This window comes from Curtobacterium sp. MCBA15_005, from assembly GCF_001864855.1.
GTDB lineage: Bacteria > Actinomycetota > Actinomycetes > Actinomycetales > Microbacteriaceae > Curtobacterium > Curtobacterium flaccumfaciens.
The window spans coordinates 47,519-69,433 of sequence record NZ_MJGL01000003.1 but is presented as its reverse complement, the minus strand read 5'-3'; the positions used below and the strand labels follow the sequence as shown (position 1 = coordinate 69,433).

Annotated in this window: 28 protein-coding genes and 1 pseudogene; 13 read left to right on the top strand and 16 right to left on the bottom strand. The window is 69.7% G+C overall.

Features of this window, described 5'->3' with window-relative positions; translation table 11 throughout:
• The first annotated feature begins 239 nt into the window (after nucleotides 1-239).
• On the top strand, nucleotides 240-1,187 hold the full coding sequence (locus BIU89_RS01525) for a DUF4393 domain-containing protein (protein ID WP_083404104.1): 948 nt from the start codon (nucleotides 240-242) through the stop codon (nucleotides 1,185-1,187).
• 384 nt (nucleotides 1,188-1,571) lie between these two features.
• Here BIU89_RS01525 and BIU89_RS01520 read toward each other — a convergent pair whose 3' ends face one another.
• Both BIU89_RS01520 and BIU89_RS01515 read right to left on the bottom strand, forming a co-directional pair.
• Nucleotides 1,572-2,447 (bottom strand): HIT family protein, encoded by an 876-nt coding sequence (locus tag BIU89_RS01520; protein WP_071244519.1) that lies wholly within the window; start codon nucleotides 2,445-2,447, stop codon nucleotides 1,572-1,574.
• A 5-nt stretch (nucleotides 2,448-2,452) separates the two neighbouring features.
• Nucleotides 2,453-2,935, bottom strand: coding sequence for a TIR domain-containing protein (locus tag BIU89_RS01515; RefSeq protein WP_071244518.1), 483 nt, complete (start codon nucleotides 2,933-2,935; stop codon nucleotides 2,453-2,455).
• A gap of 279 nt (nucleotides 2,936-3,214) precedes the next feature.
• On the opposite strand from BIU89_RS01515, the gene BIU89_RS17940 reads away from it, so the two are divergent.
• The 3 genes from BIU89_RS17940 to BIU89_RS01505 all read left to right on the top strand — a co-directional run bounded on the left by BIU89_RS17940 (nucleotide 3,215) and on the right by BIU89_RS01505 (nucleotide 4,916).
• Nucleotides 3,215-3,571 carry a hypothetical protein gene (locus BIU89_RS17940; RefSeq protein ID WP_139178729.1) on the top strand — a complete coding sequence of 119 codons (357 nt, stop codon included), beginning with the start codon at nucleotides 3,215-3,217 and terminating at the stop codon, nucleotides 3,569-3,571.
• A gap of 101 nt (nucleotides 3,572-3,672) precedes the next feature.
• Nucleotides 3,673-3,963 carry a hypothetical protein gene (locus BIU89_RS01510; protein WP_139178727.1) on the top strand — a complete coding sequence of 97 codons (291 nt, stop codon included), beginning with the start codon at nucleotides 3,673-3,675 and terminating at the stop codon, nucleotides 3,961-3,963.
• 392 nt (nucleotides 3,964-4,355) lie between these two features.
• A complete protein-coding gene (locus tag BIU89_RS01505) occupies nucleotides 4,356-4,916 on the top strand; it encodes a histidine phosphatase family protein (protein ID WP_071244516.1) in 561 nt (186 codons plus the stop codon).
• A gap of 69 nt (nucleotides 4,917-4,985) precedes the next feature.
• Here BIU89_RS01505 and BIU89_RS01500 read toward each other — a convergent pair whose 3' ends face one another.
• Complete coding sequence (locus BIU89_RS01500; RefSeq protein WP_071244515.1) at nucleotides 4,986-6,008, bottom strand: transporter; 1,023 nt, start codon at nucleotides 6,006-6,008, stop codon at nucleotides 4,986-4,988.
• Between the two features lie 68 nt (nucleotides 6,009-6,076).
• Nucleotides 6,077-6,916 (bottom strand): DUF1684 domain-containing protein, encoded by an 840-nt coding sequence (locus BIU89_RS01495; protein WP_071244514.1) that lies wholly within the window; start codon nucleotides 6,914-6,916, stop codon nucleotides 6,077-6,079.
• A 399-nt stretch (nucleotides 6,917-7,315) separates the two neighbouring features.
• On the opposite strand from BIU89_RS01495, the gene BIU89_RS01490 reads away from it, so the two are divergent.
• Nucleotides 7,316-8,542: a cobalamin-independent methionine synthase II family protein gene (locus BIU89_RS01490; protein ID WP_071244513.1), complete on the top strand. Its 1,227-nt coding sequence runs from the start codon at nucleotides 7,316-7,318 to the stop codon at nucleotides 8,540-8,542.
• A 220-nt stretch (nucleotides 8,543-8,762) separates the two neighbouring features.
• Here BIU89_RS01490 and BIU89_RS01485 read toward each other — a convergent pair whose 3' ends face one another.
• The gene (locus BIU89_RS01485; protein WP_071244512.1) at nucleotides 8,763-9,722 is read right to left on the bottom strand and encodes an SDR family NAD(P)-dependent oxidoreductase; all 960 of its coding nucleotides are present in this window, start codon (nucleotides 9,720-9,722) and stop codon (nucleotides 8,763-8,765) included.
• Between the two features lie 75 nt (nucleotides 9,723-9,797).
• Between BIU89_RS01485 and BIU89_RS01480 the strand changes: the two genes are divergently transcribed.
• Together BIU89_RS01480 and BIU89_RS01475 are read left to right on the top strand one after the other, a co-directional pair.
• On the top strand, nucleotides 9,798-10,058 hold the full coding sequence (locus BIU89_RS01480; RefSeq protein WP_027465422.1) for a hypothetical protein: 261 nt from the start codon (nucleotides 9,798-9,800) through the stop codon (nucleotides 10,056-10,058).
• A 125-nt stretch (nucleotides 10,059-10,183) separates the two neighbouring features.
• Nucleotides 10,184-11,035: a glycoside hydrolase family 16 protein gene (locus tag BIU89_RS01475; RefSeq protein WP_071244510.1), complete on the top strand. Its 852-nt coding sequence runs from the start codon at nucleotides 10,184-10,186 to the stop codon at nucleotides 11,033-11,035.
• A gap of 42 nt (nucleotides 11,036-11,077) precedes the next feature.
• On the opposite strand, the gene BIU89_RS01470 is transcribed toward BIU89_RS01475, so the two are convergent.
• Both BIU89_RS01470 and BIU89_RS01465 read right to left on the bottom strand, forming a co-directional pair.
• Nucleotides 11,078-11,293 (bottom strand): hypothetical protein, encoded by a 216-nt coding sequence (locus tag BIU89_RS01470; RefSeq protein WP_138803199.1) that lies wholly within the window; start codon nucleotides 11,291-11,293, stop codon nucleotides 11,078-11,080.
• Nucleotides 11,294-11,316: 23 nt separating this feature from the next.
• Entirely contained in the window at nucleotides 11,317-11,655 is a 339-nt protein-coding gene (locus BIU89_RS01465) for a DUF3140 domain-containing protein (RefSeq protein WP_071244508.1), read from the bottom strand.
• Between the two features lie 123 nt (nucleotides 11,656-11,778).
• On the opposite strand from BIU89_RS01465, the gene BIU89_RS01460 reads away from it, so the two are divergent.
• From BIU89_RS01460 to BIU89_RS01455, 3 genes are all read left to right on the top strand, one after another.
• A complete protein-coding gene (locus BIU89_RS01460; protein ID WP_071244505.1) occupies nucleotides 11,779-12,999 on the top strand; it encodes an alcohol dehydrogenase catalytic domain-containing protein in 1,221 nt (406 codons plus the stop codon).
• Nucleotides 13,000-13,124: 125 nt separating this feature from the next.
• A complete protein-coding gene (locus tag BIU89_RS18335) occupies nucleotides 13,125-13,271 on the top strand; it encodes a hypothetical protein (RefSeq protein ID WP_163343702.1) in 147 nt (48 codons plus the stop codon).
• Nucleotides 13,272-13,335: 64 nt separating this feature from the next.
• Nucleotides 13,336-14,283: a methyltransferase family protein gene (locus tag BIU89_RS01455; RefSeq protein ID WP_071244503.1), complete on the top strand. Its 948-nt coding sequence runs from the start codon at nucleotides 13,336-13,338 to the stop codon at nucleotides 14,281-14,283.
• Here BIU89_RS01455 and BIU89_RS01450 read toward each other — a convergent pair.
• The 3 genes from BIU89_RS01450 to BIU89_RS01440 all read right to left on the bottom strand — a co-directional run bounded on the left by BIU89_RS01450 (nucleotide 14,264) and on the right by BIU89_RS01440 (nucleotide 16,320).
• Complete coding sequence (locus tag BIU89_RS01450) at nucleotides 14,264-14,680, bottom strand: VOC family protein (RefSeq protein WP_027465416.1); 417 nt, start codon at nucleotides 14,678-14,680, stop codon at nucleotides 14,264-14,266. The two genes, BIU89_RS01455 and BIU89_RS01450, sit on opposite strands and share 20 nt — an antisense overlap.
• Nucleotides 14,681-14,922: 242 nt before the next feature.
• Nucleotides 14,923-15,252, bottom strand: a complete 330-nt coding sequence (locus BIU89_RS01445; RefSeq protein WP_139178725.1) for a DapH/DapD/GlmU-related protein — start codon at nucleotides 15,250-15,252, stop codon at nucleotides 14,923-14,925.
• A 111-nt stretch (nucleotides 15,253-15,363) separates the two neighbouring features.
• Complete coding sequence (locus BIU89_RS01440) at nucleotides 15,364-16,320, bottom strand: AraC family transcriptional regulator (RefSeq protein WP_027465414.1); 957 nt, start codon at nucleotides 16,318-16,320, stop codon at nucleotides 15,364-15,366.
• 106 nt (nucleotides 16,321-16,426) lie between these two features.
• Here BIU89_RS01440 and BIU89_RS01435 point away from each other — a divergent pair, with 106 nt between their 5' ends.
• Nucleotides 16,427-16,756, top strand: a complete 330-nt coding sequence (locus BIU89_RS01435) for a hypothetical protein (RefSeq protein ID WP_071244497.1) — start codon at nucleotides 16,427-16,429, stop codon at nucleotides 16,754-16,756.
• Nucleotides 16,757-16,790: 34 nt separating this feature from the next.
• On the opposite strand, the gene BIU89_RS01430 is transcribed toward BIU89_RS01435, so the two are convergent.
• A complete protein-coding gene (locus tag BIU89_RS01430) occupies nucleotides 16,791-17,105 on the bottom strand; it encodes a hypothetical protein (RefSeq protein WP_071244494.1) in 315 nt (104 codons plus the stop codon).
• 189 nt (nucleotides 17,106-17,294) lie between these two features.
• Here BIU89_RS01430 and BIU89_RS01425 point away from each other — a divergent pair, with 189 nt between their 5' ends.
• Both BIU89_RS01425 and BIU89_RS01420 read left to right on the top strand, forming a co-directional pair.
• A complete protein-coding gene (locus tag BIU89_RS01425) occupies nucleotides 17,295-18,128 on the top strand; it encodes an SDR family oxidoreductase (protein ID WP_071244491.1) in 834 nt (277 codons plus the stop codon).
• A gap of 137 nt (nucleotides 18,129-18,265) precedes the next feature.
• Nucleotides 18,266-18,763: a hypothetical protein gene (locus BIU89_RS01420; protein ID WP_027465412.1), complete on the top strand. Its 498-nt coding sequence runs from the start codon at nucleotides 18,266-18,268 to the stop codon at nucleotides 18,761-18,763.
• A gap of 25 nt (nucleotides 18,764-18,788) precedes the next feature.
• Here the strand turns inward: BIU89_RS01420 and BIU89_RS01415 are convergent, their stop codons facing one another.
• The 5 genes and pseudogenes from BIU89_RS01415 to BIU89_RS01400 all read right to left on the bottom strand — a co-directional run bounded on the left by BIU89_RS01415 (nucleotide 18,789) and on the right by BIU89_RS01400 (nucleotide 21,673).
• The gene (locus BIU89_RS01415) at nucleotides 18,789-18,986 is read right to left on the bottom strand and encodes a hypothetical protein (RefSeq protein ID WP_071244489.1); all 198 of its coding nucleotides are present in this window, start codon (nucleotides 18,984-18,986) and stop codon (nucleotides 18,789-18,791) included.
• Between the two features lie 375 nt (nucleotides 18,987-19,361).
• Nucleotides 19,362-19,712, bottom strand: a complete 351-nt coding sequence (locus BIU89_RS18840) for a hypothetical protein (RefSeq protein WP_254791452.1) — start codon at nucleotides 19,710-19,712, stop codon at nucleotides 19,362-19,364.
• 73 nt (nucleotides 19,713-19,785) lie between these two features.
• Nucleotides 19,786-20,364, bottom strand: a pseudogene (locus BIU89_RS19075) (permease); the annotation flags it as partial.
• Between the two features lie 92 nt (nucleotides 20,365-20,456).
• Complete coding sequence (locus BIU89_RS01405; RefSeq protein WP_071244486.1) at nucleotides 20,457-21,056, bottom strand: DUF305 domain-containing protein; 600 nt, start codon at nucleotides 21,054-21,056, stop codon at nucleotides 20,457-20,459.
• 107 nt (nucleotides 21,057-21,163) lie between these two features.
• On the bottom strand, nucleotides 21,164-21,673 hold the full coding sequence (locus BIU89_RS01400) for a hypothetical protein (RefSeq protein ID WP_071244483.1): 510 nt from the start codon (nucleotides 21,671-21,673) through the stop codon (nucleotides 21,164-21,166).
• Nucleotides 21,674-21,915 lie beyond the last annotated feature (242 nt).

The following is a 21,915-nucleotide window of genomic DNA, read 5'->3' as shown; positions in this document are numbered from 1 at the left end:
GTGTTTGGGTAGGGGCGGCGGCCGTCGCGGTCATCATCGTCGTCATCGGCGCGCAGTTCGGCTGGAAACAGGGTTAGCGCCGATGCCCTCCTGCTCCTAGCGGTCGGGCCTTCGTCGTCCGTTAGCAGATCGCTTTTGAGAAGCAATCCTCATCGCGCTCGACTGCCGCTTCAGGTGCGACAAGTTCAACGCGCTGTGGTCGGCTGCGGAGAACAGCACCGCACCGCTAGAGTCGCACCATGACAGGTCTAGAGGGGGCGGCTGCCGGAGCAGCGGCGAAGGCTGTTGCCGACGTGGCCAAGGCTGGCAATGAAGCGGCGAAGGTCGGTCGCGAGGTGCGCAAGGCTGAGGGAATGGCGCTCGTCGAGGCCTCGAAGGACACGCCGGGTTTCAACCGAGCAGCTGAGGTGCGGGGACGCAAGCTGGCGATCAGGGAGGAGCGCGGTCTGGCCTTGATGAAGCCACTCGCGCGGCTCATGGGTGTATCGCGCGAGTACTTTGAAACTGACTTCGGAAAGGACTTCGGCGAGAAAATCGCGAACATCCCTGAGGGCAAATTGCAGACGCCTAGGGCTTCAATTGCGGGACCTGTTATGGAGGGCCTTGGCTACTCCCTCGACGAACCGCAGTTGAAGGAGATGTACCTCGAACTCCTCGCTCGCGCCTACGACCAGCGTGTTGCGCGTCGAGCGCACCCATCGTTCGTCGAGGTGATCAAGCAGCTGACCGCAACCGAGGCCTCGTACCTTCGTCGAGTTCTCGCAGGAGACTCGTTCTCGACCCCGGCGGCAAAGTTCATCGCCCGCTACAAGCCGGAGGACACTTACACCGAGCTGCTAGCAAACGTCATCGACCTCCGCGATGACGATGGCAACCCGGTTATCGACGAGATGTTGCCGACGTACGTCGATAACTGGGTGCGTTTGAGTCTCGTGACCGCCGACTACGCCGGCTTCCTAGTCAAGGAGGGGCGCTACGAGTGGGTCGCTGAGACTACGGAGTACGAGGAGACTCGCACTCACGTTGAGAGGATGTGGGAAGTCGGACGCCAGACGTTCTTAGCTGGCACCGGAACGACAGGCATCGAGTTCGAGGTGGTCAAGGGCACCCTGGACGCAACCGCGTTCGGCCAGGCTTTTGCGGAGGTCGTGGGCCTGACGGACGAGGACGACGACGATATGTCTTGAATGAGACTACCTGCTGAGCGGCGACGCGGACGCGGACGCGGACAGACGCTAACGAGCCCGACCAACACACCGCCGCGCGACATAACTGCACCTTAAACGTCGGCGCCCTGTTCCCACCGCTATTCGAAAGCCCGAAGTGGCACAGCGCTTGTTTCGACGGCGGATCGGCTGCCGGGCGCTGGTGGGCTCATAGCGGACGATATCGACCGTTGAGCTGTTCGTAAGAAAGGGGTAGTGGCGGAGTAGACCCTCTCTGAGGTCATCCGCAGTTTCGACGTCCTCCGTGCCGGTCGTTCATCGTGCCGTCGACGATGACTCCGCCTTCAAGCTGTAGTACCTCTCCGTCACCGCGGTGCAGCTTCCGTGGCGGTGACCGGCTACCGCTCAGCAGCTACTCAAAATGTAGGTCACGAGAGCTCCGCCGACCAAAAGGAGAGGGAGATAGAACGGGGCGATCGCCCAGGACTTCCAGTCCTGCGGGTCGGGCCAGTAGTTGACTTTGGTGCGGTCGGCGGGACTGGCCACAGTGGGATTCATTGAGAACGGTGGCACGGGCCCGCCGCGGGCGACGTGGTCGTACAGAGTGCGGAAGGAGCGCTCCTGTTTGAGGTAGTTCGCGTCCAGCAAAGCGAACACCGCCACCGCCGCGATCCCAAGCACGGCGATCGGCCAACTGCGCTGTACGAATGCGTACGCGTAGGCGGCGGTCATGATCGGGAGCAGCCACGTTTTAGCCGACGCAGATGCGGACGCCATCCTCGAGATGACACCCTGTATGAAGCCCAGGTGTTGACGCCGGTCTTCCGGAGAGCTCACCGGAAGCGGCGCCATGGAGGTTATGCCCTCCAGTTGAGCCCGGATGGTTGCGGCTGTGACGCGCTGCTGATCGCGGGATTCTGCAGCTTTCCGGGGCCAGCGCAGCACCATCTGGTCTCGGCGCCACCGGGGCACCAAGTGCACGTGCACATGATCGACTGTTTGTGTGGCCGCCGCCCCATTGGACTGGATCACATTCAGCCCCTGCGAGTGGAGCGAGTGTCGGAGCGCCTCCGCCACTGCGACGACGGTGCTCATAACCGCGGCCGCGTCTTCGCTCCCCAGATTCCACACGCGGGAGATATGGGTCTTCGGGATCACGAGCGTGTGGCCTCGTGTCGCTGGTTCCAGGGGAACGAACACGACCGTCTCATCGTCCTCGTAGAGGACGATGGCGTCATGGTCCTCGCCCCGCACGATCCGGCAGAATGCGCACTCATCCATGTCAATCAGGCCGTGGCGCCTTGACCAGACCAGGACTCGATGTTGTCGGCGAGGTAGTTGTAGGTGGCCTTCGAGTCGATGTTCCCACTCGAATCCCGTCGGGTGGGGTCGAAGACGGGGATCAAGTGACTGGGGACGTCGGCGATATCGAACGGGTTCGCACCCTCGCCATCGACGGCGCCCATCGAGGAGATGCCATGGATGCGGATACCCAGCAGTGGGCGGTTGTCGGCCCAAGCCTTCTCGATTTCGTACCGCACCCAGGGTCGCTGGGAAGTGTGGCGGCCGATTAGTACAACCACGGCCCGCTTGTACTTCATCTGATCGTCTATCCACTTCTGGATAGCGGCCTCACCCTGCGCCTGGATGCTCTCCCACTCTTGCGAGTTCAGGATCGGCTGCCCTTCGAGAGCGCCGATCTTTTCGACGAGCTGCACTCTGTGCACATCCTGTGTGTAGTGGAAGCTGTAGAACACAGTCTTCGCCATGATCTCTCCTCACCTCTTCGTGTGCATCAGATCCTACGGTCGGCGTCCGACACGAGCGCATGGTCCGCCGTTGCTGGATGCGATCGGGCGCCGGCCCGCGCGGGTTACGACCTTCTCGTGTGGGCGCCGTTCAGGCCGTGTGGGCCGGGTCCTACCAGTCCCCGCTCTCGCTCCGACCGTTAGCCGGTGGAGAACCGGACGCTCGCCGCGATGAGCAGTCCCCTCGGTCGGCCATAACGAGGGTGGCGTCTCGGGCCCCTCTGCCATGATCATCAAGTGGTGAAATCGATCGAGGCACTGCGGATGCCTCGGCCAGGCGAACGTGCAATCGTCGATGCGCTTGCTGACGTGGCCCAAGGCGAGAGCATGAACGCTCTCCGTCAGCAGGCGGCGACGATGCTCGTTGCTGCGAATTGCGGGTGCGGATGTGGAAGCTTCAACGTGTCGTTGACTGGGCCGGTTCCGGCTGCCGCCGCTAAGGAAGTCCCCACTCTGGTCAGCAGCGAGCCTGCGATCGAGCTCTTGCCTGTATTCGGTCACAGCGGCAGGCTGGCGAGTGTCGAGGTCACCTACTTCCTCGATGAAGCGAGCGGCGTTCCGGCTCCAGGCTCGTTGATACCGGGTCCGAGCGGCTGACGCGGGGCCCGCGGAACGGTGGGTTCAGGGCCGCTCAACGATCCTCTTCGGGGCCACGGTGCTGGCGCCTGTGTGATCCTGTGGACATGCGGTACCGGCTCATGAACGACTACAGCGCGGATTGGCCGATCTGGCGGGATGACGGTGGAGCGCCGGATGGGGAGCCCCAGCTACCAGCGTGGCTGGAGGCTGACATCCGCAAGTGGGCTGCGACATTTCAGTCGATGTACTCCTACGAGACCGGGTGGCCGGATGCACGGATCGGCCAGGAGCAGCGACTCAAGGGTGAGCGCCTGGCCGCGGCGATCGCGCGGGAACTGAGTCTGGGCGATTCAATCGTGTTCGCGCACTGGGAGACGAACGTTGCAGGGCGGGAACCCAGCGAAGTTTGAGCAGCCGACCGAGGCTCATCCGGGGTCTCTGCGGACGCCGGCAGTTGTCGCGGGAGGCCATCCGCAGCCGGACTCGGCAGCGTCGCGCACGCGGGTCACTGGCCAGGACCGAGGTCACTGCATCGCTGAGGCCCTCCTCCGCGCGCTGGCTTCCGGCAGTCTCCGTCTCACATAGCTGGTCCGCGATCTTTCGCACGGAAGGTGCGTCATGCGGACGTGTCACGCGAGCTGCCCGGTCCTGGCCTTGCGAACAGGACCGTGGCGAAACCCGCCCGCGCGCACGGCGACAAGTTGCGTGCGAAGGAGACACGTCATTCGCCCGGCGACAGGCGGGGCGGTCGGGCACGGCGGCGTCGCTCGGTGCGCACCTCGCACCGTGCGAGGATCGCCGGATGGTCTCGTCGTTCCTGACCCACGCTGAAGTGGTCGTCGACCCCGCGGTCCCGATCGAGTCGTGGGGGCTGTCGCCCGAGGGACGCGTCCGGGCCGCCGCCGCACACCGGCTCGCCTGGACGCCGGGCTCCCGGCGGATCGTCTCGAGCACCGAGCGCAAGGCCGTCGAGACCGCCGACCTGCTCGCCAGCGCCGTCGGACGGCCGGTCGAGCACGACCCCCTGCTGGGCGAGATCGACCGGAGCGCGACCGGCTACCTGCCGCCGTCCGAGTTCGAGGCCGTCGTCGACGCGTTCTTCGCCCGACCCGAGCAGTCGGTCCGCGGCTGGGAGCGGGCGATCGACGCCCAGGAGCGCATCGTCGCAGCCGTCCGCCGGCACTGCTCCACCGGCGACCTCACGATCGTGTCGCACGGTGCGGTCGGCGCGCTGCTCCTGGCCCACCTGCGCGGCGTCCCGATCACGCGCGCCCTCGACCAGCCCGGCATGGGCAGCGTCTTCCGCTTCGACGCGCCCGCCTGGCGGGCGACCAGCGGCTGGAGACGCGTCCCCGCGACCTGACGGGAGGCGCGTGGCGGGGCCGCCACGGGCCTCCCGTCCGCCGCCTGCGCGGCCCGACCGCGCCGCTCGTCAGACCACGCGGGTCGCGCCCGTCACCGGGCCGGGGGCGGCGTCCTCGTCGTCGGCGTCGTGCAGGGTCCGTTCGGCCTGCCCGAGCAGGTGGTGCACGGCGAGGCCGATCGAGCGGGCACCGACGACCGCGACGAGCACGCTCAGCAGCGCCAGCAACACGGCGGTGGGGATCCAGGCGGACGGCAGCGCGAGTGCCCGGAACCACTCCATTGCGGCGGTGGCGACCGCGGCGGCCGGGAACACGAACGACCAGAACCCGAGCGAGAACGCCAGGCGGACGTACCGCGGCAGCAGGGCCAGCTGCACGAGGACCATCAGGACGCCGAGCCCCGCGATGGCCTGCACGGGCAGGGTGACCGCTCCGTCGGTGAGTGCGAACACCGACAGGGTGGCGACCGCCGGCGGCGCGACCAGGATCGCCATCGTCGGCACGAGCGGCCCCGGCAGCGCCGGTCGGAACGCCAGCCGGATGAGCAGCAGGCCGGTCATGACGCCCCAGAAGAACACGCCGACGCCGAGGGCCGGCCAGGACAGCCAGCCGACGCCGACCTCGTGCGTGGCGACCGAGGCGACCAGGGCCGCGGCGACGGTCGGCAGCAGGTAGCCGCCGTGCACGGACTCCAGGGCGAGCCGGCCCTCGAACCAGGTGCTCAGCAGCCAGGCGGCGAACCCAGCCGCGGTGGCCACGGCGGCGAGCACCACGACCTGCCCGGCGACGGGGGCGAACCGCGCGAGGTCGACGCCGAGCAGCATCGCGGTCGCGGGCACGAGCGCGGCGATCGGCCCCTGCGCCGGGTGGCGGAGCTGGTCGACGAGCCGTTCGCTGACGCGTGCGCCCCGGACGGCGTGCGCACCGAGCAGCCACACCCACGCGACGGCCGCGATCCCCCAGAACACCTGCGGCACCACGGTGGGCAGGTGCAGCACGGGGGCGGCGTACGACCACGTCTCGGCGAAGCCGGCGAGGCCGAACGGGACGGCGAGGGTGTTCAGCGGGATGCGGGAGGTGGGTCGTGGCATGGCTCCCCCATTCTCGTGGACGGGTCGGCTGCGTCGGTGCGCGCCCGGCGGCCGCGCGTGCTCCGCGGTCAGGCTGCGGGTAGTTGCTCGCCCGCCTCGATCGCCACGTCGAGCCGGTTCTCGGCGGGCGGCAGCGGGCAGGTCGCGTGCGGGGTGTACGCGCACGGCAGGTTCGTCGACCGGTTGAAGTCGATGCGGGTGGCACCGTCGGCATCCGGTGCGGCGATGTCGAGACTCCGGTTCGCCGCGTACGTCGTGACTCCGCTCGTGCGGTCGGTGAACAGCACGTGCAGGCCGCCGGCGTGCCCGTTGAACGCCAGGAGCGACCGCGGCCCGTCGAGGTCGAACGTCAGGACGCCGGGGGCCTCGTACACGTGCAGCAGGCCGTCGACGACGCTGCCCACGGTGACCTCGCGCGGGGTGTCGAACGGCTCGAAGTGCGCGTCCACGACGAAGTGCTCAGCGGGGGCGTACGCCGGGGTGCCGTGGTAGCCGACGCGGGTCGGGTTTGACGGGTGTCGCGGGCGCAGCAGGTCGCTGCCGCCGCGCCGGGCGACCTCGATCACCACGGTCTCCTCGCCGTCGCGCCACACCACGTTCGTGCTCGAGCGCTCCGGCAGCGGGCCGAACCGGTGCGTCCCTGTGACCTGCTGCCCGTCGACCTCGATCGTCTCGTCCTCGGCCAGTGCGACCACCGGGCCGTCCTCGTCCGTCGACCAGCTGCCCGGTGCGTCCTCGAAGCGTTCCGGCGTGGCGGTGAGCCAACGGATGCTGGTGATCGCGAGGAACCCGTGCTCGCTCGCTCGGGCCTGCTCGTGGTCGTCGTGCCACGTGGTCCACGACTCGGCGAAGGTCGGTGCGGTCGTGGTGGTCGGGGTCGTGGCGTTCGCCGGGGTCGTCGTGCTCATGGGTCGACCGTACGACGCGTGGCCCGGCGGCGCGACGATCGTGTCGCCGTGCGTCGGCGGGGGTCGCGCGGGTGCGGGCGGGCGGTGGCCGGGCGCGCGCGGGGGCAGTTGTGTGCGCGGGGGCGGGCGGTGGGCTGGTCGACGAGGAACGACACCGTCGACGTCGTACGACATCGATCCTGTCGTTCGGACGCGCCTGCAACTGTCCGCGCGCGCAACAGGCGACTGAGTCGTGGTCGTACGACATCGACCCTGTCGTTCGGCGTCCGCACGAAGCCGTGGTCGCGGAACGTAACGGGCCGGACCCCTCGTGGCAGAGTGGCACTGCAGCGCACCGCGAAGCCTCGCGCGCGGCCCCCGACTCCCGACAGTCCGCACCCATCGAGAGGAAGGCAGCGCATGCCCTTCGAGAACACCGACCGCATCCAGGCCACCACCGCCGGATCGCTCCCCCGCACCGCGGAGCTCATCGCCGCGAACGCCGCACGGCCCGTGGCCGCCGACGGCTTCACACTCGAGACCACCGACGAGGTCCGGGCCCTGACGAGCGCGGCCGTCGACGACGTCGTCGCCCGGCAGACCGCGCTCGGCATCACGCAGCCCGGCGACGGCGAGTTCGGCAAGGCGATGTCGAACAGCGTCGACTACGGCGCCTGGTGGGGCTACTCGTTCCAGCGCGTCAGCGGCCTGAGCCTGACCGACGAGAACATCTTCTCGCAACAGCCGGTCCGGTCCACGCCGGGGAACATCCGGCTCACGAGCTTCCCGGACCGCCGCGACTGGACGATCTTCCACGACGCCTACACCGACCCCGAGTCGGGTATCGGCACCGGCAAGAACGCCACCGCGTTCCCGACCACCACCGGCCCGATCACCTACACCGGCCACGAGGCCGCGGCCACCGACGCCGCGAACCTCAAGCACGCGGTCGAGGCCGCCGGCGCGGACAACGGCTTCATCACGGCGCTCTCCCCCGGTTCCGCCGCCCGCATCGCGAACGAGTACTACGCGACGGAGGAAGAACACATCTGGGCGTGGGCCGACGCTCTGCGCGAGGAGTACACGACTATCCTCGACGCCGGCCTCGTGCTGCAGATCGACGACCCCTCGATCGCCGAGAACTGGGACCAGATCAACCCCGAGCCGAGCATCGAGGACTACCGCGCCTTCACCCGCATCCGTGTCGAGGCGCTCAACCACGCGCTGCGGGGCCTCGACACCAGCCGCGTGCGCTTCCACCTGTGCTGGGGTTCCTGGCACGGCCCGCACACCACCGACATCGAGCTCCGCCACATCGTCGACCTGATGCTCGACATCGACGCCGGCGCGTACTCGTTCGAGGCCGCGAACGCCCGCCACGAGCACGAGTGGACCGTCTGGCAGGACGTCACCCTGCCCGAGGGCAAGGTCATCGTCCCCGGTGTCGTCGGCCACGCCACGAACGTCGTCGAGCACCCCGACCTCGTCGCACAGCGCATCGAGCGGTTCGCGTCGGTGGTCGGGCGTGAGCGCGTCATCGCCGGCACGGACTGCGGCCTCGGCGGCCGCGTGCACCCGCAGATCGCCGCGGCGAAGCTCGAATCCCTCGGCGAGGGTGCCCGGCGCGCGAGCGCGAAGCTCTTCTAGTCGCCCGTTCCTTCCCAGAACGGCTGCGATACCTGGCGAGATCGGGCGTACCTGCCAAGAAGAACACGGCAGGTACGCCCGGTTCCGCCAGGTACGCCCGGTTCCGGCAGGTACGCCCGGTTCCGCAGGGACGCCCGGTTCGGGGAGGTGCGCCCGGCTGTGCACGCACGCACGGGCGGACGGGAGGCGCGGTGCGGGCTGGCACCGTGCCTCCAGGCCGTCAGCGGCGTCGGCGCAGGGCGACGGCCGCGACCGCGACGAGCGCTCCGGCCCACAGCACGGGGCGCGTGACGCGCCGTCGCTTCGCGACCCAGCCGCCGTTCGTCGCGTTCGCGGCGTCGGCGGGGGCGTAGAGGTTCCCGTCGGTCGGGGCGCCCTTGCCACGGAGCGCGAACGTCTCCACCATCGGCTTCGTGATCTTGTGGAACAGGCCCGGGAACACGTACTGCAGCGGCACGAGCGAGGCCTGGATCCGTCCGACGAAGCGGTAACGCTTGGGGTGCGTGGCTGCCTGCACGACGGCACGGCCCGCCCGCTCGACCGAGACGGTGGGCGGCAGCGGGTGCGAGGTCTTGCCGGTGTAGTTGGCACCGTTCTGGTAGATCGGGGTGTCGATCGTGGACGGCAGCAGTGCGGTGAACCTGATGCCGGTGCCCGCGAACTCGTCGCCGAGCACGTCGACCAGGCCGAGGGCCGCGTGCTTGCTCGTCACGTACGCCGACTGGTACGGCGCCGAGAGCAGCGACTGGATCGAGCCGACGAGCACGTAGGTGCCCTTCCCGCGCTGCTTCCAGTGCGGCAGCAGGTGCGTGACGGCGTTGAGGTGCCCGTACAGGTTCGTGTCGACGACGCGCTTGAACGCCTCGGTGGGCGTCTGCTCGAACAGGCCGTAGACGAACAGGGCCGCGTTGCCGACGAAGACGTCGATGCGACCGAAGCGGGTCGTCACCGTGCCGATGAGGTCCTTGACCTGGTGCTCGTCGGCGACGTCCGTCGGGATCGCGATCGCCTCGGCGCCGAGCTTCCGGCACTCGGCGGCTGCGGCCTCGAGGGAGTCGTGCCCGCGTGCGGCGAGCACGAGCGTGGCGCCCTGCCGGGCGAACTCGTGTGCGGCGGCCCTCCCGATGCCGCTCGATGCTCCGGTGATGACGACGATCTTCCCGCGGTACCGATGTCCCATGTGTCCTTGGTACCCGGCCGTGGTCCGTTCCCGCACAGCCGGGTCGTACCCCTGCGCGCGGTGCGAAGATGGAGCATGCGCAAGGACGACCTGACCGTCGACGAAGCCGCGGTCATCGCCGAGCACGCCCGCTCCGGTGTCCTCGACGTCGACGACCCCGAGGTGCGGAAGGTCGTCGAGCAGGCGAACCGGGTGCTGGTCCGTGCACAGATGTGGGGCGAGGAGCGGAGCCCGAAGCTGCGGCGTCGCCGACGGCTCATCGCGGTCGGCGCCCTCGTGATGGTGCTCGTCTGGGTCGCGGGCCTGCTCGTGCCGCTGGCGATGCGCTTCGGGTGACGGGTCCGTCGGCGCCGGCTGCGGTGTGCGCGGGGCGGATCAACCACGGTGCGGCCCTGGTCTGACTCGTCCGGATGGTGCATGATCCGACGACCACACCACCATCGCGCTGCAGGGAGCACGAAATGGACCAGCACATCGATCGACGGCGCTTCATGACGCTCGGACTCGCCGGAGCCGCGACGACGGCCCTCGGCGCGACGGCGATCGGCGCGGACGGGTCGGCGCAGGCAGCGACCACGGCGGCTGCTGCCGCCCCTGTGCTGCTCGCCGCCGACGAGTTCGACGGCCCGGCCGGCAGCGCGCCGAACCCGGGGATCTGGCGGTACGACCTGGGTGCCGGCGGGTGGGGCAACGCCGAGCTGCAGACCTACACGGACTCGCGGCGGAACGCGGCGCTCGACGGGGCCGGCAACCTCGTGATCACCGCACACCGCGAGGCCGACGGCTCGTACTCGTCGGCCCGACTGAAGTCCGAGAGCACCTACACGGCGCAGTACGGCCGCATCGAGGCGCGGATACGGATCCCCCGCGGTCAGGGCATCTGGCCGGCGTTCTGGATGCTCGGCGCGGACATCGGGCAGGTCGGGTGGCCGGCGTGCGGGGAGATCGACGTCATGGAGAACGTCGGGTACGAGCCGGGGATCGTGCACGGCACGGTGCACGGGCCCGGGTACTCCGGCGCGCAGGGCATCTCGGCGGCGTACACGGCCCCGTCCGGAGCAGCCTTCGCCGACGACTTCCACGTGTACGGGGTCGTCTGGCGCCCCGGTTCGATCACCTGGACGGTCGACGGTGTCGCGTACCGGACGGTCACCCGGGCCGACGTCGGCTCGGCGACGTGGGTGTTCGACAAGCCGTTCTTCGTGATCCTCAACGTCGCGGTGGGCGGGAACTGGCCAGGTTCGCCGGACGTGTCGACGCGGTTCCCGCAGCAGATGACGATCGACTGGTTGCGGGTCCACCAGAACGCCTAGCCGGGACCCCGCAGCCGACCCGGTCGGTCCCGCGCTGCCCGCTCAGGGACGGCGGTTCGCCCGGGCGACGAGCCACAGGTAGGTGCTGTGCCCGACCAGGGCGAGTCCGAAGAACACCGCGGCGACCGCGTACACCCGGTCGAGCTTGCCCTGCCCGATCACGAGCATCACGACGCAGAACGCGACAGCGATCGCGAGGACACCGACCTGCACGGTCGACCAGATCCGTCGGAAGCGCGGCATGCCCGTCTCGTTCACGCCACCCATTCTGCCCGATGCCGTCAGTGCTTCTCCGGGTCGTGGCCCCAGTTCATGAGCGAGTACCGCCAGGGGGTGTCGTGCACGTCGCCGTCGGGACGCTGTTCCGAGTGCCGGGCGACGTAGCCGACGACCTTCCGCATGTGCGCCAGGTCGTCGTCGGTGCGGTCGGCCTTGTGCTTCTCGAGGATGCGGATGATGTGCCGACCGCTCTCGTGGCCGGTCGACTCGCCGCCGCCGGACGGCTTCTGCCCGACGGACTTCGACTCGTCGGTGTCGAGCCACTTCCGCAGCTCGGTGGCGGTCATGTTCACCGCGTCGTCGAAGTCGGCTCGGGTCTGCTCGTCGTCGTGCTCGCTCATGCCGTCGAGACAACCCGACGGTGCTGGACGACTGCGCAGGGCGGATGCGCCTCCGACCGTGCCCAGCCCCTCGCGCGTTTCCTGACCCTGCGAACCCCGCACCCGAACAGGAAGAGGCATCACATGCGCGCAGTCGTGTGGCACGGCATCGGCGACATCCGGCTCGACGAGGTCCCGGAGCCGACGATCCAGGACCCGGAGGACGCGATCGTCCGGATCACCCGCAGTGCGATCTGCGGTACCGACCTGCACTTCGTCCGCGGCACGATGGCGCCGATGGTCGAGGGCACCATCCTCGGTCACGAGGCCGTCGGCGTCGTCACCGAGGTCGGGGACGCGGTGCGCGGCTTCAGCCCCGGTGACCGCGTCGTCATCAATTCCACGGTGTCCTGCGGTGCCTGCCGGTACTGCCGGATGGGCAAGACCGCCCAGTGCGACCGCTCGAACAGCAACGGACCGCAGGCGGGCACCGCGTTCTTCGGCGGCCCGGCCTCGACCGGACCGGTGGACGGCATGCAGGCCGAGTACGTCCGCGTCCCGTGGGCCCGCAACACCATGCACCCGCTCCCGGACACCGTCTCCGACGAGCAGGCGATCCTGCTGTCCGACATCTTCCCCACGGGGTGGTTCGGCGCGGAGCTCGCGGGCGTCACGCGCGGTGACGTCGTGGTGGTGTTCGGCGCCGGGATCGTCGGACAGTTCGCGGCGGCCTCGGCGTACAAGCAGGGTGCGGCCCGCGTCATCGTCGTCGACGGCGAGGAGACCCGGCTCGCTGCCGCGCTCGCCCAGCACTGCGAGGTCGTCGACTACAACGCCGAGGACCCGGTCGAGACGATCATGTCGCTGACCGACGGCATCGGCGCGGACTGCGTGATCGACGCAGTCGGCGTGGACGCCGAACGCCCGAAGCGCGGCCCGGCGGCGGTCGACCAGGAACAGGCGGCGGCGTTCGACGCCGAGGTCGCCGCGGTCGCACCCGATGCCGCGACAGACGGCTTCGGTGCGCAGCAGCAGTGGAAGCCCGGTGACGGCCCCTCGCAGGTGGCTCGCTGGGCGGTGGCGAGCGTGGCGAAGTACGGCCGCATCGGGATCATCGGGGTGTACGGACCGACGGCCGAGCACTACCCGATCGGCGAGGCGATGCTCAAGAACCTGACCGTGCGGATGGGGAACTGCGACCACCACTCCGTCACCCCGCCGCTGATCGACATGGTGGCCGCCGGACAGTTCGACCCGACGGCCCTGATCACCGAGCACGAGCCGATCACCGACGCGGTCGCTGCCTACCAGGCGTTCGACCGACGCGAACCCGGCTGGATCAAGGTCGAGCTCGGCACCTCCTGAACCGAACGCGACGCACCGGAACGCGCTGCGCCGGACCGCGCTGCACCGGACCGCGACGACACCGGGTGGGAATGGAACGGCCCCGCCCGGTGTCGAACTCTCCACCGACCACGAAGGAGCCCACCATGAGCCTCGACCTCCACAAGAGCACCGGCGCCGGAACCGTCACCGACGAGCGCACCTGCCTGCCGAAGCCCGTCCTGCCCAGCCTGCACGACGAGCGCACCCCGTCGTTCGGCCGCTGGCTCGGACAGATCAACCACACCGACTGACCCACCAGCGGGATCGAGGGCGCCCTCGGCCCGGGCCCTCGCCGCGCACTGCTACCGTGCACCCATGTCCTGGGGCCGGCGGTACTACGCGCTGCAAGCCGTCGGCGGAGCGGCCTGGTGGATCGCCGTCGCGACGGTGCCGTGGATCCGCACGGCGACGCTCGGCTCGCTCGACCCGGTGCTCGTCGCCGTGTTCGACGTCCCGCTGTTCGTCGTCGGCTCGGCTCTCGCCGCCGCCGGGGTCCGAGCCGCCGCGGTGGTCACGACGGTGTGGACCGCCCTGGTGCTCGTCGCCCTGAGCGTCTGGGCCACCGTGGCCGGCGAGGCCGGCTGGGGCGTGCTCGTCATGCTGGCCGCCACGGTCGGTTCGACAGTCGCCCTCGCCCTCGTCCTGCTCGGACGGGTCCCGACGGAGTGGGTGACGAGCGGTCCGCTGCGGATCCGGACCGCTGATGCCGCGGCCCCGCGCTCCCGGCACGTCACCGCGACCGTGCTGCAGATCGTCGTCTTCTGGGGCCTGTTCCTCGGGGTGCTCCCCCTGGTCATCGCGTTCGCGGAGCACCGCTGGGGCCTGCACCCGCAGCTGCCGACACCCTTCGTCACCGCCCTCACCGTCGTCGGTGTGGTCGTGCTCCTGCTGGCCAGCGCGCTCGGCATCGCGTCGGCGGCGGCGATGTCGACGAAGGGCGAGGGCACGCCGCTGCCCTCGGCCACCGCGAACCGCCTGGTGGTCGCCGGGCCGTACCGGTCGGTACGGAACCCGATGGCACTCGCCGGCATCACCCAGGGCGTCGCCGTCGGCCTGCTGCTGTCGTCGTGGCTGGTCGTCGTCTACGCGATCGCCGGTTCCGTGGTCTGGAACTGCATCGTCCGCCCGCTCGAGGAATCCGACCTGGCGGAACGGTTCGGCGACGACTTCCGCCGCTACGCCGAGCAGGTCCGGTGCTGGGTGCCGCGGTGGCCGGTGCCGGCACGCGTGGGTTCGGTGCCGCTCAGCTCGTCGCGCCGCTGATGTTGACCAGCCACGACACCCCGTGGCGATCGGTCAGCATGCCGAATGTGTCGCCCCAGGGCGCGGTGGTGAGTGGTTCGACGATCGTGGCGCCCTGGGCGAGGCCGTTCCACCACCGTGTCAGCAGTTCGTGGTCGTCGCCGCTGAGCGAGAGCGAGATGCTGCTCTCCGCCGGTGTCGGCATGCCGGACGGCGCGTCCGAGGCCATCAGGAGCAGGCCCTGGTCGCCGTCGAGCTGCCCGTGCATCACCTTGTCGGCGTCGGCGGGGTCCTGGCTCATGCCGGCTTCACCGAACGTGCCGATGGTGAGCGTGCCACCGAAGACCGAGTGGTAGAACTCGAGCGCTTCGCGGGCGCCGCTCCGGAACCCGAGGTAGGGGTTGAGGCGAACGGTCATGACGGTCTCCCTCGTCCTGCGCGGGCGCCGTCGCCCGCGTCGTGATCATGCTGGCAGAGTGCGCGTCCCCGCGGAAGGAGACGCCGTCGTCTTCGTCCGGCGCCGCCAGGTCGTCGAGACGCCTCCACATCCGGCGGCGTCTCGACGGCGGGGCGGCGTCACAGCAGCACGCCGGCGTCTTCGAAGCAGCACCAACGCCGGACGGGAGGCGCGTGGCGGCGCCGCCACGCGCCTCCAGGCCGTCAGGCGGTGGGGTCCACTACCGGCGGCCGCGCGGACGGGGTGAGCTCACGGATCCGCTTGGCGGGGACGCCGGCGTAGACGCCGTGCGCCGCCAGGCGGCCGACGACCACGGCGCCGGCGGCGACCACGACGTCGTGCTCGATGTGGGCGCCGGGCAGGATCGTGGCGCGGCCACCGATCCAGACGTGCTCCTCGACGACCACCGGGCGGCCGGTCGCGACGTCGCTCCAGCGGCCCTCGGCGTCGATCTCGTGGTGGCTCGTCATGATGAGCACCTGCATCCCGATCGCGGTGTTCGCGCCGATCGTCACGGGGGCCACGGGGGCCACGGCCTCGACCGTCACGTTCCGGTTGCAGAAGACGCCCCGGCCGATGGTGAGGTGCTTCGGGTCGCCCGTCAGCGAGAACCCGGATTCTTGCGGGCCCGCGCGGCTGCTCGGCTACGCGCGGGCGCCGTCGCGCGCGGTGGACGCCGTCTGCCGGGGCAGCTCGCCGAACTCCTCGCGGTAGCTCCCAGCGAACCGGCCGAGGTGGGCGAACCCGGTGGCCCGGGCGATCTCGGCGATGCTCCGCCCGTCGCCCGACTCGAGCTGTTCGCGGGCGAGCAGCAGCCGGATGCGGCGCAGGTACATGGTCGGGGTGATGCCGTGGTGCCGCTGGAACGCCGCCTGCACGCCGCGCACGCTCAGGCCGGCGGCCTCGGCGACGTCGTCGACAGTGATCGGCTCGGTGGCGTGCTCGAGCAGGAAGGTCTCGGCACGGGCGAAGCGGGCGGTGGAGGCCATCGCCGGCTCGTGCTGCCCGACCGGCCAGTGCGGGATCGCGGTGAGCAGACCACCGGCGGCGAACCGGGCGAGCTCCCGCTCGCGTTCGATCGGCACGGCGTCCGGTCCGGCCAGCACCTCTTGTGCAACGGACCGCACCATGAGCCACCAGGCAGCGAGCGGGGCGCCCTCGGGGACGTGCCGCGGACGGAACTCGATGGGACCGGGGGCCCAGTCCCCGCGCTCGGCGGCGACCTGCTCGACGATCGAGCGGTCGATGCGCAGGACGTCCTTGTTGCAGGCGATCCAGCGGAAGCGCTGGGGACCCTGACGGAAGAGCGTCGGGCGGCCGGTCTTCACGGTGTTCTCGTCGAGCTGGGCGACCCCGGACTTCATCCAGAAGATCATCATCGCGTCGCCCGGCTCGATCGTGCCGCTGAGGACCCCGGTGCACCGGGTCGACTCGAGCGACAGCAGTGCCGTGCCGCGCACGCGCTCCTCGAACACGAACTCGGCGTCCGTCGGTTCGACCGACAGCCCGTGGGTGATGTGCGTCCGGGCCATCGCCTCGGCCGCGACCGACGGCTCGGCGGTCTGGATCTCCCGCAGCAGGCGGTGCATGGTCTCGGGCACGTGATGATCCTGACGACAAGTCGGCGTCGGCGCAACGAGCGACGCGCCGTGTTCCTGTACGACGGCCAGCCGACGGCCTGTTGGCTGTGCAGATGGAGACCCGGACATGAAGCAGATCCAGTACGACCGCTCGACGATCCTGACGAGCGACGACGTGGCCGACGCCGTGATCGAGTACGCCGCGGCCCTGGCCGGTGGCAACCGGGCGGACACCGTCGCGATCCCCGCCGTGGCCGCCGACGGCACCATGACGACCACCAAGGTCCTCATCGGTCCGTCGAGTCAGCTCGTGGTCGAGGACGCCGAGGAGGACGAACTCGAGCGCGAGGACACGGGCTTCGTGGAACGGCTGCGCGCCGCCGCGCTGACGTTCGAGCACGACGAGGTGATCCACGCGGACACCCGGTCGGACCTGACCGAGGGGCCGGTGGCGTAGGGGCGCCCCTGCAGAGCGCCAGCGGGGCGTCCGCTCAGCGCCCGAAGTCCGGCGGCGACGCGTTGGTGTCGACGGCGAGCACGGCCTCGGTGCGCCGACCGAGCTCGAGCAGGAACGCCTCGCCCTCGGGTTCGAGGTCGTCGTCCGGAGCCGGCTCGAGGGCGACCGGGATCGCCGGGGCCAGGAGCACCTCGATCGTGCTCGCCACCCCGAAGTCGTCGGCCGTCGGGATCGACACGACGTCGCTCAGCCGACTCTGGTGCAGTGCTGCGGCGTACCGGATCACCGCATCGGCGATCGTGTCGCTCGTCAGGACACGGACGGTACCCGCGTAGTTCACGTACTTCAACGTTGCTCCCTGGTGAAGAGGAGCATCCGTCGCGGTGACGGTTCCCTGATCCGCTGCCACGGTAGGCCGCCGTCGTGCCGGGTACACATCTTCGAGCGCGGAACGGGGTACGCCGTGACCCTGGACGGGCGTCCAGTGGCGCCCGCCCAGCATCGGGGACGTCCAGGGAAACCGACCACAGGGAGAGACATGACCGAGCAGCAGCAGCCCCCGGGGAGCGACCAGGGACTCACGCCGAAGGCCGACCACGGCGAGGAGTCGTACCGCGGCTCCGGCAAGCTCACCGGCAAGCGTGCCGTCATCACCGGTGGGGACAGCGGCATCGGGAAGGCCGTCGCGATCGCGTTCGCGCGCGAGGGTGCTGACGTCCTGATCAGCTACCTGCCGGAAGAAGAGGACGACGCCCAGGACACGAAGCGCTGGATCGAGGAAGCCGGTCGGAAGGCCGTGCTGTTCCCCGGCGACGTGAGCGACCCCGCCTACTGCCGATCGGTCATCGACCAGGCGGTCTCGGAGCTCGGCGGCCTCGACGTCCTCGTGAACAACGCCGCCTACCAGATGACCCACGAGACGATCGAGGAGATCAGCGACGAGGAGTGGGACCACACCCTCGCGACGAACCTCAGCGCCTACTTCCACCTCGTCAAGGCCGCGCTGCCGCACCTCGGCCCGGGGTCGTCGATCATCGGCTCGAGTTCGGTGAACTCCGACAACCCGAAGCCGAACCTGGCGCCCTACGACGTCACCAAGGCGGGCGTCGCGAACCTGTCCGCCGCGCTCGCGCAGCTGCTCGGCGACCGCGGCATCCGCGTGAACAGCGTCGCACCCGGTCCGATCTGGACGCCGCTGATCCCGTCGACGATGCCGCCGGAGCAGGTCGAGCAGTTCGGCAAGCAGTCGCCGCTCGGCCGTCCCGGCCAGCCGGCCGAGCTCGCACCCGTCTACGTGCTGCTCGCCAGTGACGACGGCAGCTACGTCTCCGGCGCGCGGGTCGCCGTCACCGGCGGCACCCCGATCCTGTGACGGGACGCCGGTCCGGCAACGGGACCAGGTGACGGACGGGAGGCCCGGGGCACGACGTGCGCCGGGCCTCCCGTCCGTCGTCGGGGGACGCTCCTGGCTGGGTCGCCGCTCACCACGCTCGGCCTACGTTCAGGGCCATGTCCACGCGAGCGAAGACCGTCACGGCGCTGTTCGGCGCCGCCACCGTAGCCCTCCTGCTCACCGCCTGCGACCCCGGCGGAGCGCAGAACATCAACCCCGTCGGCAAGGTCCCCGGTTCCGAGGAGAAGTCCCAGTCGGCCCAGTGCGACGTGGCCGCCAGCGCCGCCGTCGACATGATCGACAAGGCGGTCGGGTCGCACGACACCACCGAGTTCGCGAACATCCAGAAGGGTGACGGCGGCTGGTACCTCGGTGCAGCGATCGTCCCCGCGGACAGCAACGACTCGAACGACGACGAGGTCACCATCTGGGCGACCACCGCCGACCCCACGGCCGACGACTTCGACGGCCCGCTGTACGCCGTGAACGACGTCGCCAAGCAGGCGGTCGCCGACGAGACCACCACGACCTCGGACGCGCCGACGCCGTTCGCCGACGACTCGAAGGCCGCCCAGCAGGTCGAGAGCTGTGTCGTCGAGGCGTCCGACCGCTAGTCGTCGGACACCGTGTCGTGGCCGATCAGTCCTTGGGCTGGTCGGCCACTTCCACGTCCACGTGGTAGTCGTCGCCGCCGTCGGTGCTGATCGTCGACACCGAGTCGTAGACCACGTCGTAGCCCGCCGTGTTCACGTAGCAGTGCACCTCGGCGCCGTCCTCGATCGTGATGACGTCCGCACCACAGTCGACCTCGGGCGTCGCATCCGAGACGTCGGCCAACGCGTCGACGACGACGCGTTCGAAGGCGTCCGGTGTGACGGTCCGTGACGCCGCTCGCCCCGAGATCGGGGACCGGCGGTTCCTCGACGATAGCGGGAAGGTGCGAGGACGTCTGCCACGAGTTCGGGTCAGGAGCAGACGTCCTCGCGCTACGACGCCGTCGGGTTCGACGCGGTGGTCATGACGAGGCCAGCCCGGGAACAGGGTGTCGGGCACCCGCCGGTAGGGTCCGGCGGGGTAGCTTCCCGAGACTGTACGACGACCACGGCTCAGACGTGTACAGAATCCGCCGGAACCGGTGTGGCTGGAACGCTTCGTGGCGTGGTTCCGAGAATGCTGCGTGGCCCAGCCGCCCTGTCGGCGTGGCCGGTCGGGTCAGGGCTGGCTGTGCTCGGCGTTTGCCTGGTCGTGGGTATCGGGGTGGTCACTCATCATGCGGAGCACGGGCCATGAGCCGCTGCGGGCGAAGACGACGAGCAGGAACGCCGCGACGAGCAGGAACACGATGTTGAGCCAGGTGGTGGAGTTCCAGCTGATCGAGGTCGTCACGATGGTGAGGTGCCGGTTCGTGGGGATGAGGTGCAGCGGGGTGAGGAGCAGTTCGACGGCGTAGCCGGCGAGGACCATGGCGCCGGAGAAGATCCATGTGCTGCGGAGGGCTGCTTTCCAGCCGTGGTACTTCCGGTAGATGATGATGATCAGGTCGGCGAAGATGAAGCTGATCACACCGCCGAGGCTGATCCCACCGTTCCAGAGGACCGCTGCGAGGGGGACGTTGCCGACGGAGCAGGGCGCCGGCGATGAGGAGGCCGATGACGATGTCGCGGATGACGGATGCCCAGTCCATGACGAAGTCCTGCGACACGCTCGTGAGCCCGGGCCTCGAGAACAGTCGCCGCCAGAAGCCCTGGTCGCGCTGCATGGACATGTCCATGGCTGCGTGGCCCTCCATCGCGCCGGCGAGGCCCTTGTCGGCCTGTTCGCGTGCGGCGTCGACGATCTTCCCGCGCATCCTGAGCCGGAACCCGAGGGCGATGAGGACGATCATCAGCGGTCCGCCGACGAACTCCGCTGCGGTGAACTGCCAGCCAATGACGAACGCGAGGATCAGGCCGAGCTCGACGACGAGGTTCGTGGAGGCGACCTCGAACGCCATGGCCGACGACAGGCTCGCGCCCTTGCGGAAGAGCGCCCGTGCGAGGGCGACGGCGGCGTAGGAGCAGGAGGAGGACAGTGCGCCCAGGCCCCTTGCGACGCTGATCGCTCGGGAGGAGTCGTCGCGCATGAGCTTGGTGATGTGGTCGGTGCGGACGACGGCTTGGATGATGCCGGAGAGGGTGAAGCCGAGGATGAGCGGCCAGAGGATCTCCCACCTCATCGAGCCGGCTGCTACCAGGGTGGTCCCGAACGGGGAAGAACCGGTCTCGGGCCGAGGCGGGCTACGTTGCCCGCCTCGACCCGCGACTGGTGTCACTTGGACGCGAGCATGTCCTGCATCTGCGTGATCTGCTCGGTCTGGCTCGACACGATTGACTTCGCCATCGCGACCGCGTCGGTGTTCTTGCCCTTGTCGACTTCGCTCCTGGCCATGTCGACGGCGCCCTCGTGGTGCTGGACCATCTGCTGCAGGAACAGCTTCCCGGCGTTCTTCGCGGATGCCTGGTCGAGGTCGGTCATGTCGGAATCGGACATCATCCCGGACATGGAGTGCCCCGACCCAGGGTGCTCCGACTCCGTGGGCTCGCCCCAGCCCTGCAGCCAGCTGGTGAGCTGAGTGATCTCCGGACCCTGCTCGGCCTTGATCTGCTTCGCCAGGGTGACGACGTCGGGGTCGACACCGTCGCCCTTCGCGAGGAGCACGTCGCTCATCTCGACGGCCTGCTCGTGGTGCGGCAGCATCATCTGCGCGAACATCACGTCCTGGTCGTTGTGCGCCGACGCGGCCGAGCTCGACGAGGCGGACGAGCCCGCGTCGGAGCTGCTGTTGTTGGTGGAGCAGCTCGCGAGGGTCAGGCCGAGGATGAGCGAGGCGGCGATCGCGAGGGTGCGCGTGGTCGTGGTGGTGTGCATGGAAGGTCCGTTCCCGTGGATGCGTCAGTTGGTCCGGGCAGGCGGGTGCCTCCCGGTTCTGGGCAGCGGGAGCCGCCCTGCGGCGGTGTGGTCCCGCAGGGGGCGGATCAGATGCGGATGATCTGCAGTGCCGTCAGTGACGGTGGTTTCGGTGCTGCGATGTGGCGCGGCAGCCGGTCAGCCAGCGCAAGCAGTCGCGACAGCAGTGCGAGGACGCCGCCGGGCCGTGCGCGCAGTAGCGCCCATGCGAACAGGGCGATCGTCAGCGCGCACGCCATCCCCATCAGCGAGCACATCAGCGCGCACAGGCCGCTGTCGCAGCCGGCGTCGGTGAGGACCGTCAGCACCGCGGCCGCGGGAGCGGCATGCTCCCCGTGGCGGTTTCCGACGGCCTGGACGTGCTCAGTGGTGGCGGCGGGAGCTGCCATCGGGTGCTCGTGGCCGGCGGTGTGGCCGGCCATCGTGTGCATCAGGACCGTGAACCCGACCAGCAGCAGCAACGCCAGCGTCGCCGTGACCTGCAACAGCAGCCGGCGACGCGGGGAGGCGGTGGCGGTGAGCATCGATTCTTCGATCAGGACGAGGGGTGGCGGATCGTCGGGCTGCAGCGGAAGCACGTTCCGTTGCGAGGTCGACCGAATGGAACTGTACCCCCTGGGGGTATGCGCTGTCTCTGGCGGCTGGCCGATCGATCAGCACAGGGGCCGAGGATTCTTCTGGCGTGGTGCGTGGTGCGTGGTGCGTGATGGTGGGTGCATACTGGTGGTGTCTTCGGACCCGGTAGTGGGGCTTGCCGGACCCAACCTCGACATCTGTCGACAACAGTCCCTATCTCAGCATGGTGCGCGTCAGCGTGCCC

Coding starts and splice junctions, on each gene's coding strand:
- BIU89_RS01435 (WP_071244497.1), top strand. CDS start 16,427: ATGAAGCAGATCCAGTACGACCGCTCGACGATCCTGACGAGCGACGAC.
- BIU89_RS01455 (WP_071244503.1), top strand. CDS start 13,336: ATGTCCTGGGGCCGGCGGTACTACGCGCTGCAAGCCGTCGGCGGAGCG.
- BIU89_RS01465 (WP_071244508.1), bottom strand. CDS start 11,655: ATGAGCGAGCACGACGACGAGCAGACCCGAGCCGACTTCGACGACGCG.
- BIU89_RS01490 (WP_071244513.1), top strand. CDS start 7,316: ATGCCCTTCGAGAACACCGACCGCATCCAGGCCACCACCGCCGGATCG.
- BIU89_RS01500 (WP_071244515.1), bottom strand. CDS start 6,008: ATGCCACGACCCACCTCCCGCATCCCGCTGAACACCCTCGCCGTCCCG.
- BIU89_RS01425 (WP_071244491.1), top strand. CDS start 17,295: ATGACCGAGCAGCAGCAGCCCCCGGGGAGCGACCAGGGACTCACGCCG.
- BIU89_RS01480 (WP_027465422.1), top strand. CDS start 9,798: ATGCGCAAGGACGACCTGACCGTCGACGAAGCCGCGGTCATCGCCGAG.
- BIU89_RS01525 (WP_083404104.1), top strand. CDS start 240: ATGACAGGTCTAGAGGGGGCGGCTGCCGGAGCAGCGGCGAAGGCTGTT.
- BIU89_RS01485 (WP_071244512.1), bottom strand. CDS start 9,722: ATGGGACATCGGTACCGCGGGAAGATCGTCGTCATCACCGGAGCATCG.
- BIU89_RS18335 (WP_163343702.1), top strand. CDS start 13,125: ATGAGCCTCGACCTCCACAAGAGCACCGGCGCCGGAACCGTCACCGAC.
- BIU89_RS01510 (WP_139178727.1), top strand. CDS start 3,673: ATGAACGACTACAGCGCGGATTGGCCGATCTGGCGGGATGACGGTGGA.
- BIU89_RS01405 (WP_071244486.1), bottom strand. CDS start 21,056: ATGCACACCACCACGACCACGCGCACCCTCGCGATCGCCGCCTCGCTC.
- BIU89_RS01475 (WP_071244510.1), top strand. CDS start 10,184: ATGGACCAGCACATCGATCGACGGCGCTTCATGACGCTCGGACTCGCC.
- BIU89_RS01520 (WP_071244519.1), bottom strand. CDS start 2,447: ATGGATGAGTGCGCATTCTGCCGGATCGTGCGGGGCGAGGACCATGAC.
- BIU89_RS01515 (WP_071244518.1), bottom strand. CDS start 2,935: ATGGCGAAGACTGTGTTCTACAGCTTCCACTACACACAGGATGTGCAC.
- BIU89_RS01420 (WP_027465412.1), top strand. CDS start 18,266: ATGTCCACGCGAGCGAAGACCGTCACGGCGCTGTTCGGCGCCGCCACC.
- BIU89_RS01495 (WP_071244514.1), bottom strand. CDS start 6,916: ATGAGCACGACGACCCCGGCGAACGCCACGACCCCGACCACCACGACC.
- BIU89_RS01460 (WP_071244505.1), top strand. CDS start 11,779: ATGCGCGCAGTCGTGTGGCACGGCATCGGCGACATCCGGCTCGACGAG.
- BIU89_RS01450 (WP_027465416.1), bottom strand. CDS start 14,680: ATGACCGTTCGCCTCAACCCCTACCTCGGGTTCCGGAGCGGCGCCCGC.
- BIU89_RS01505 (WP_071244516.1), top strand. CDS start 4,356: ATGGTCTCGTCGTTCCTGACCCACGCTGAAGTGGTCGTCGACCCCGCG.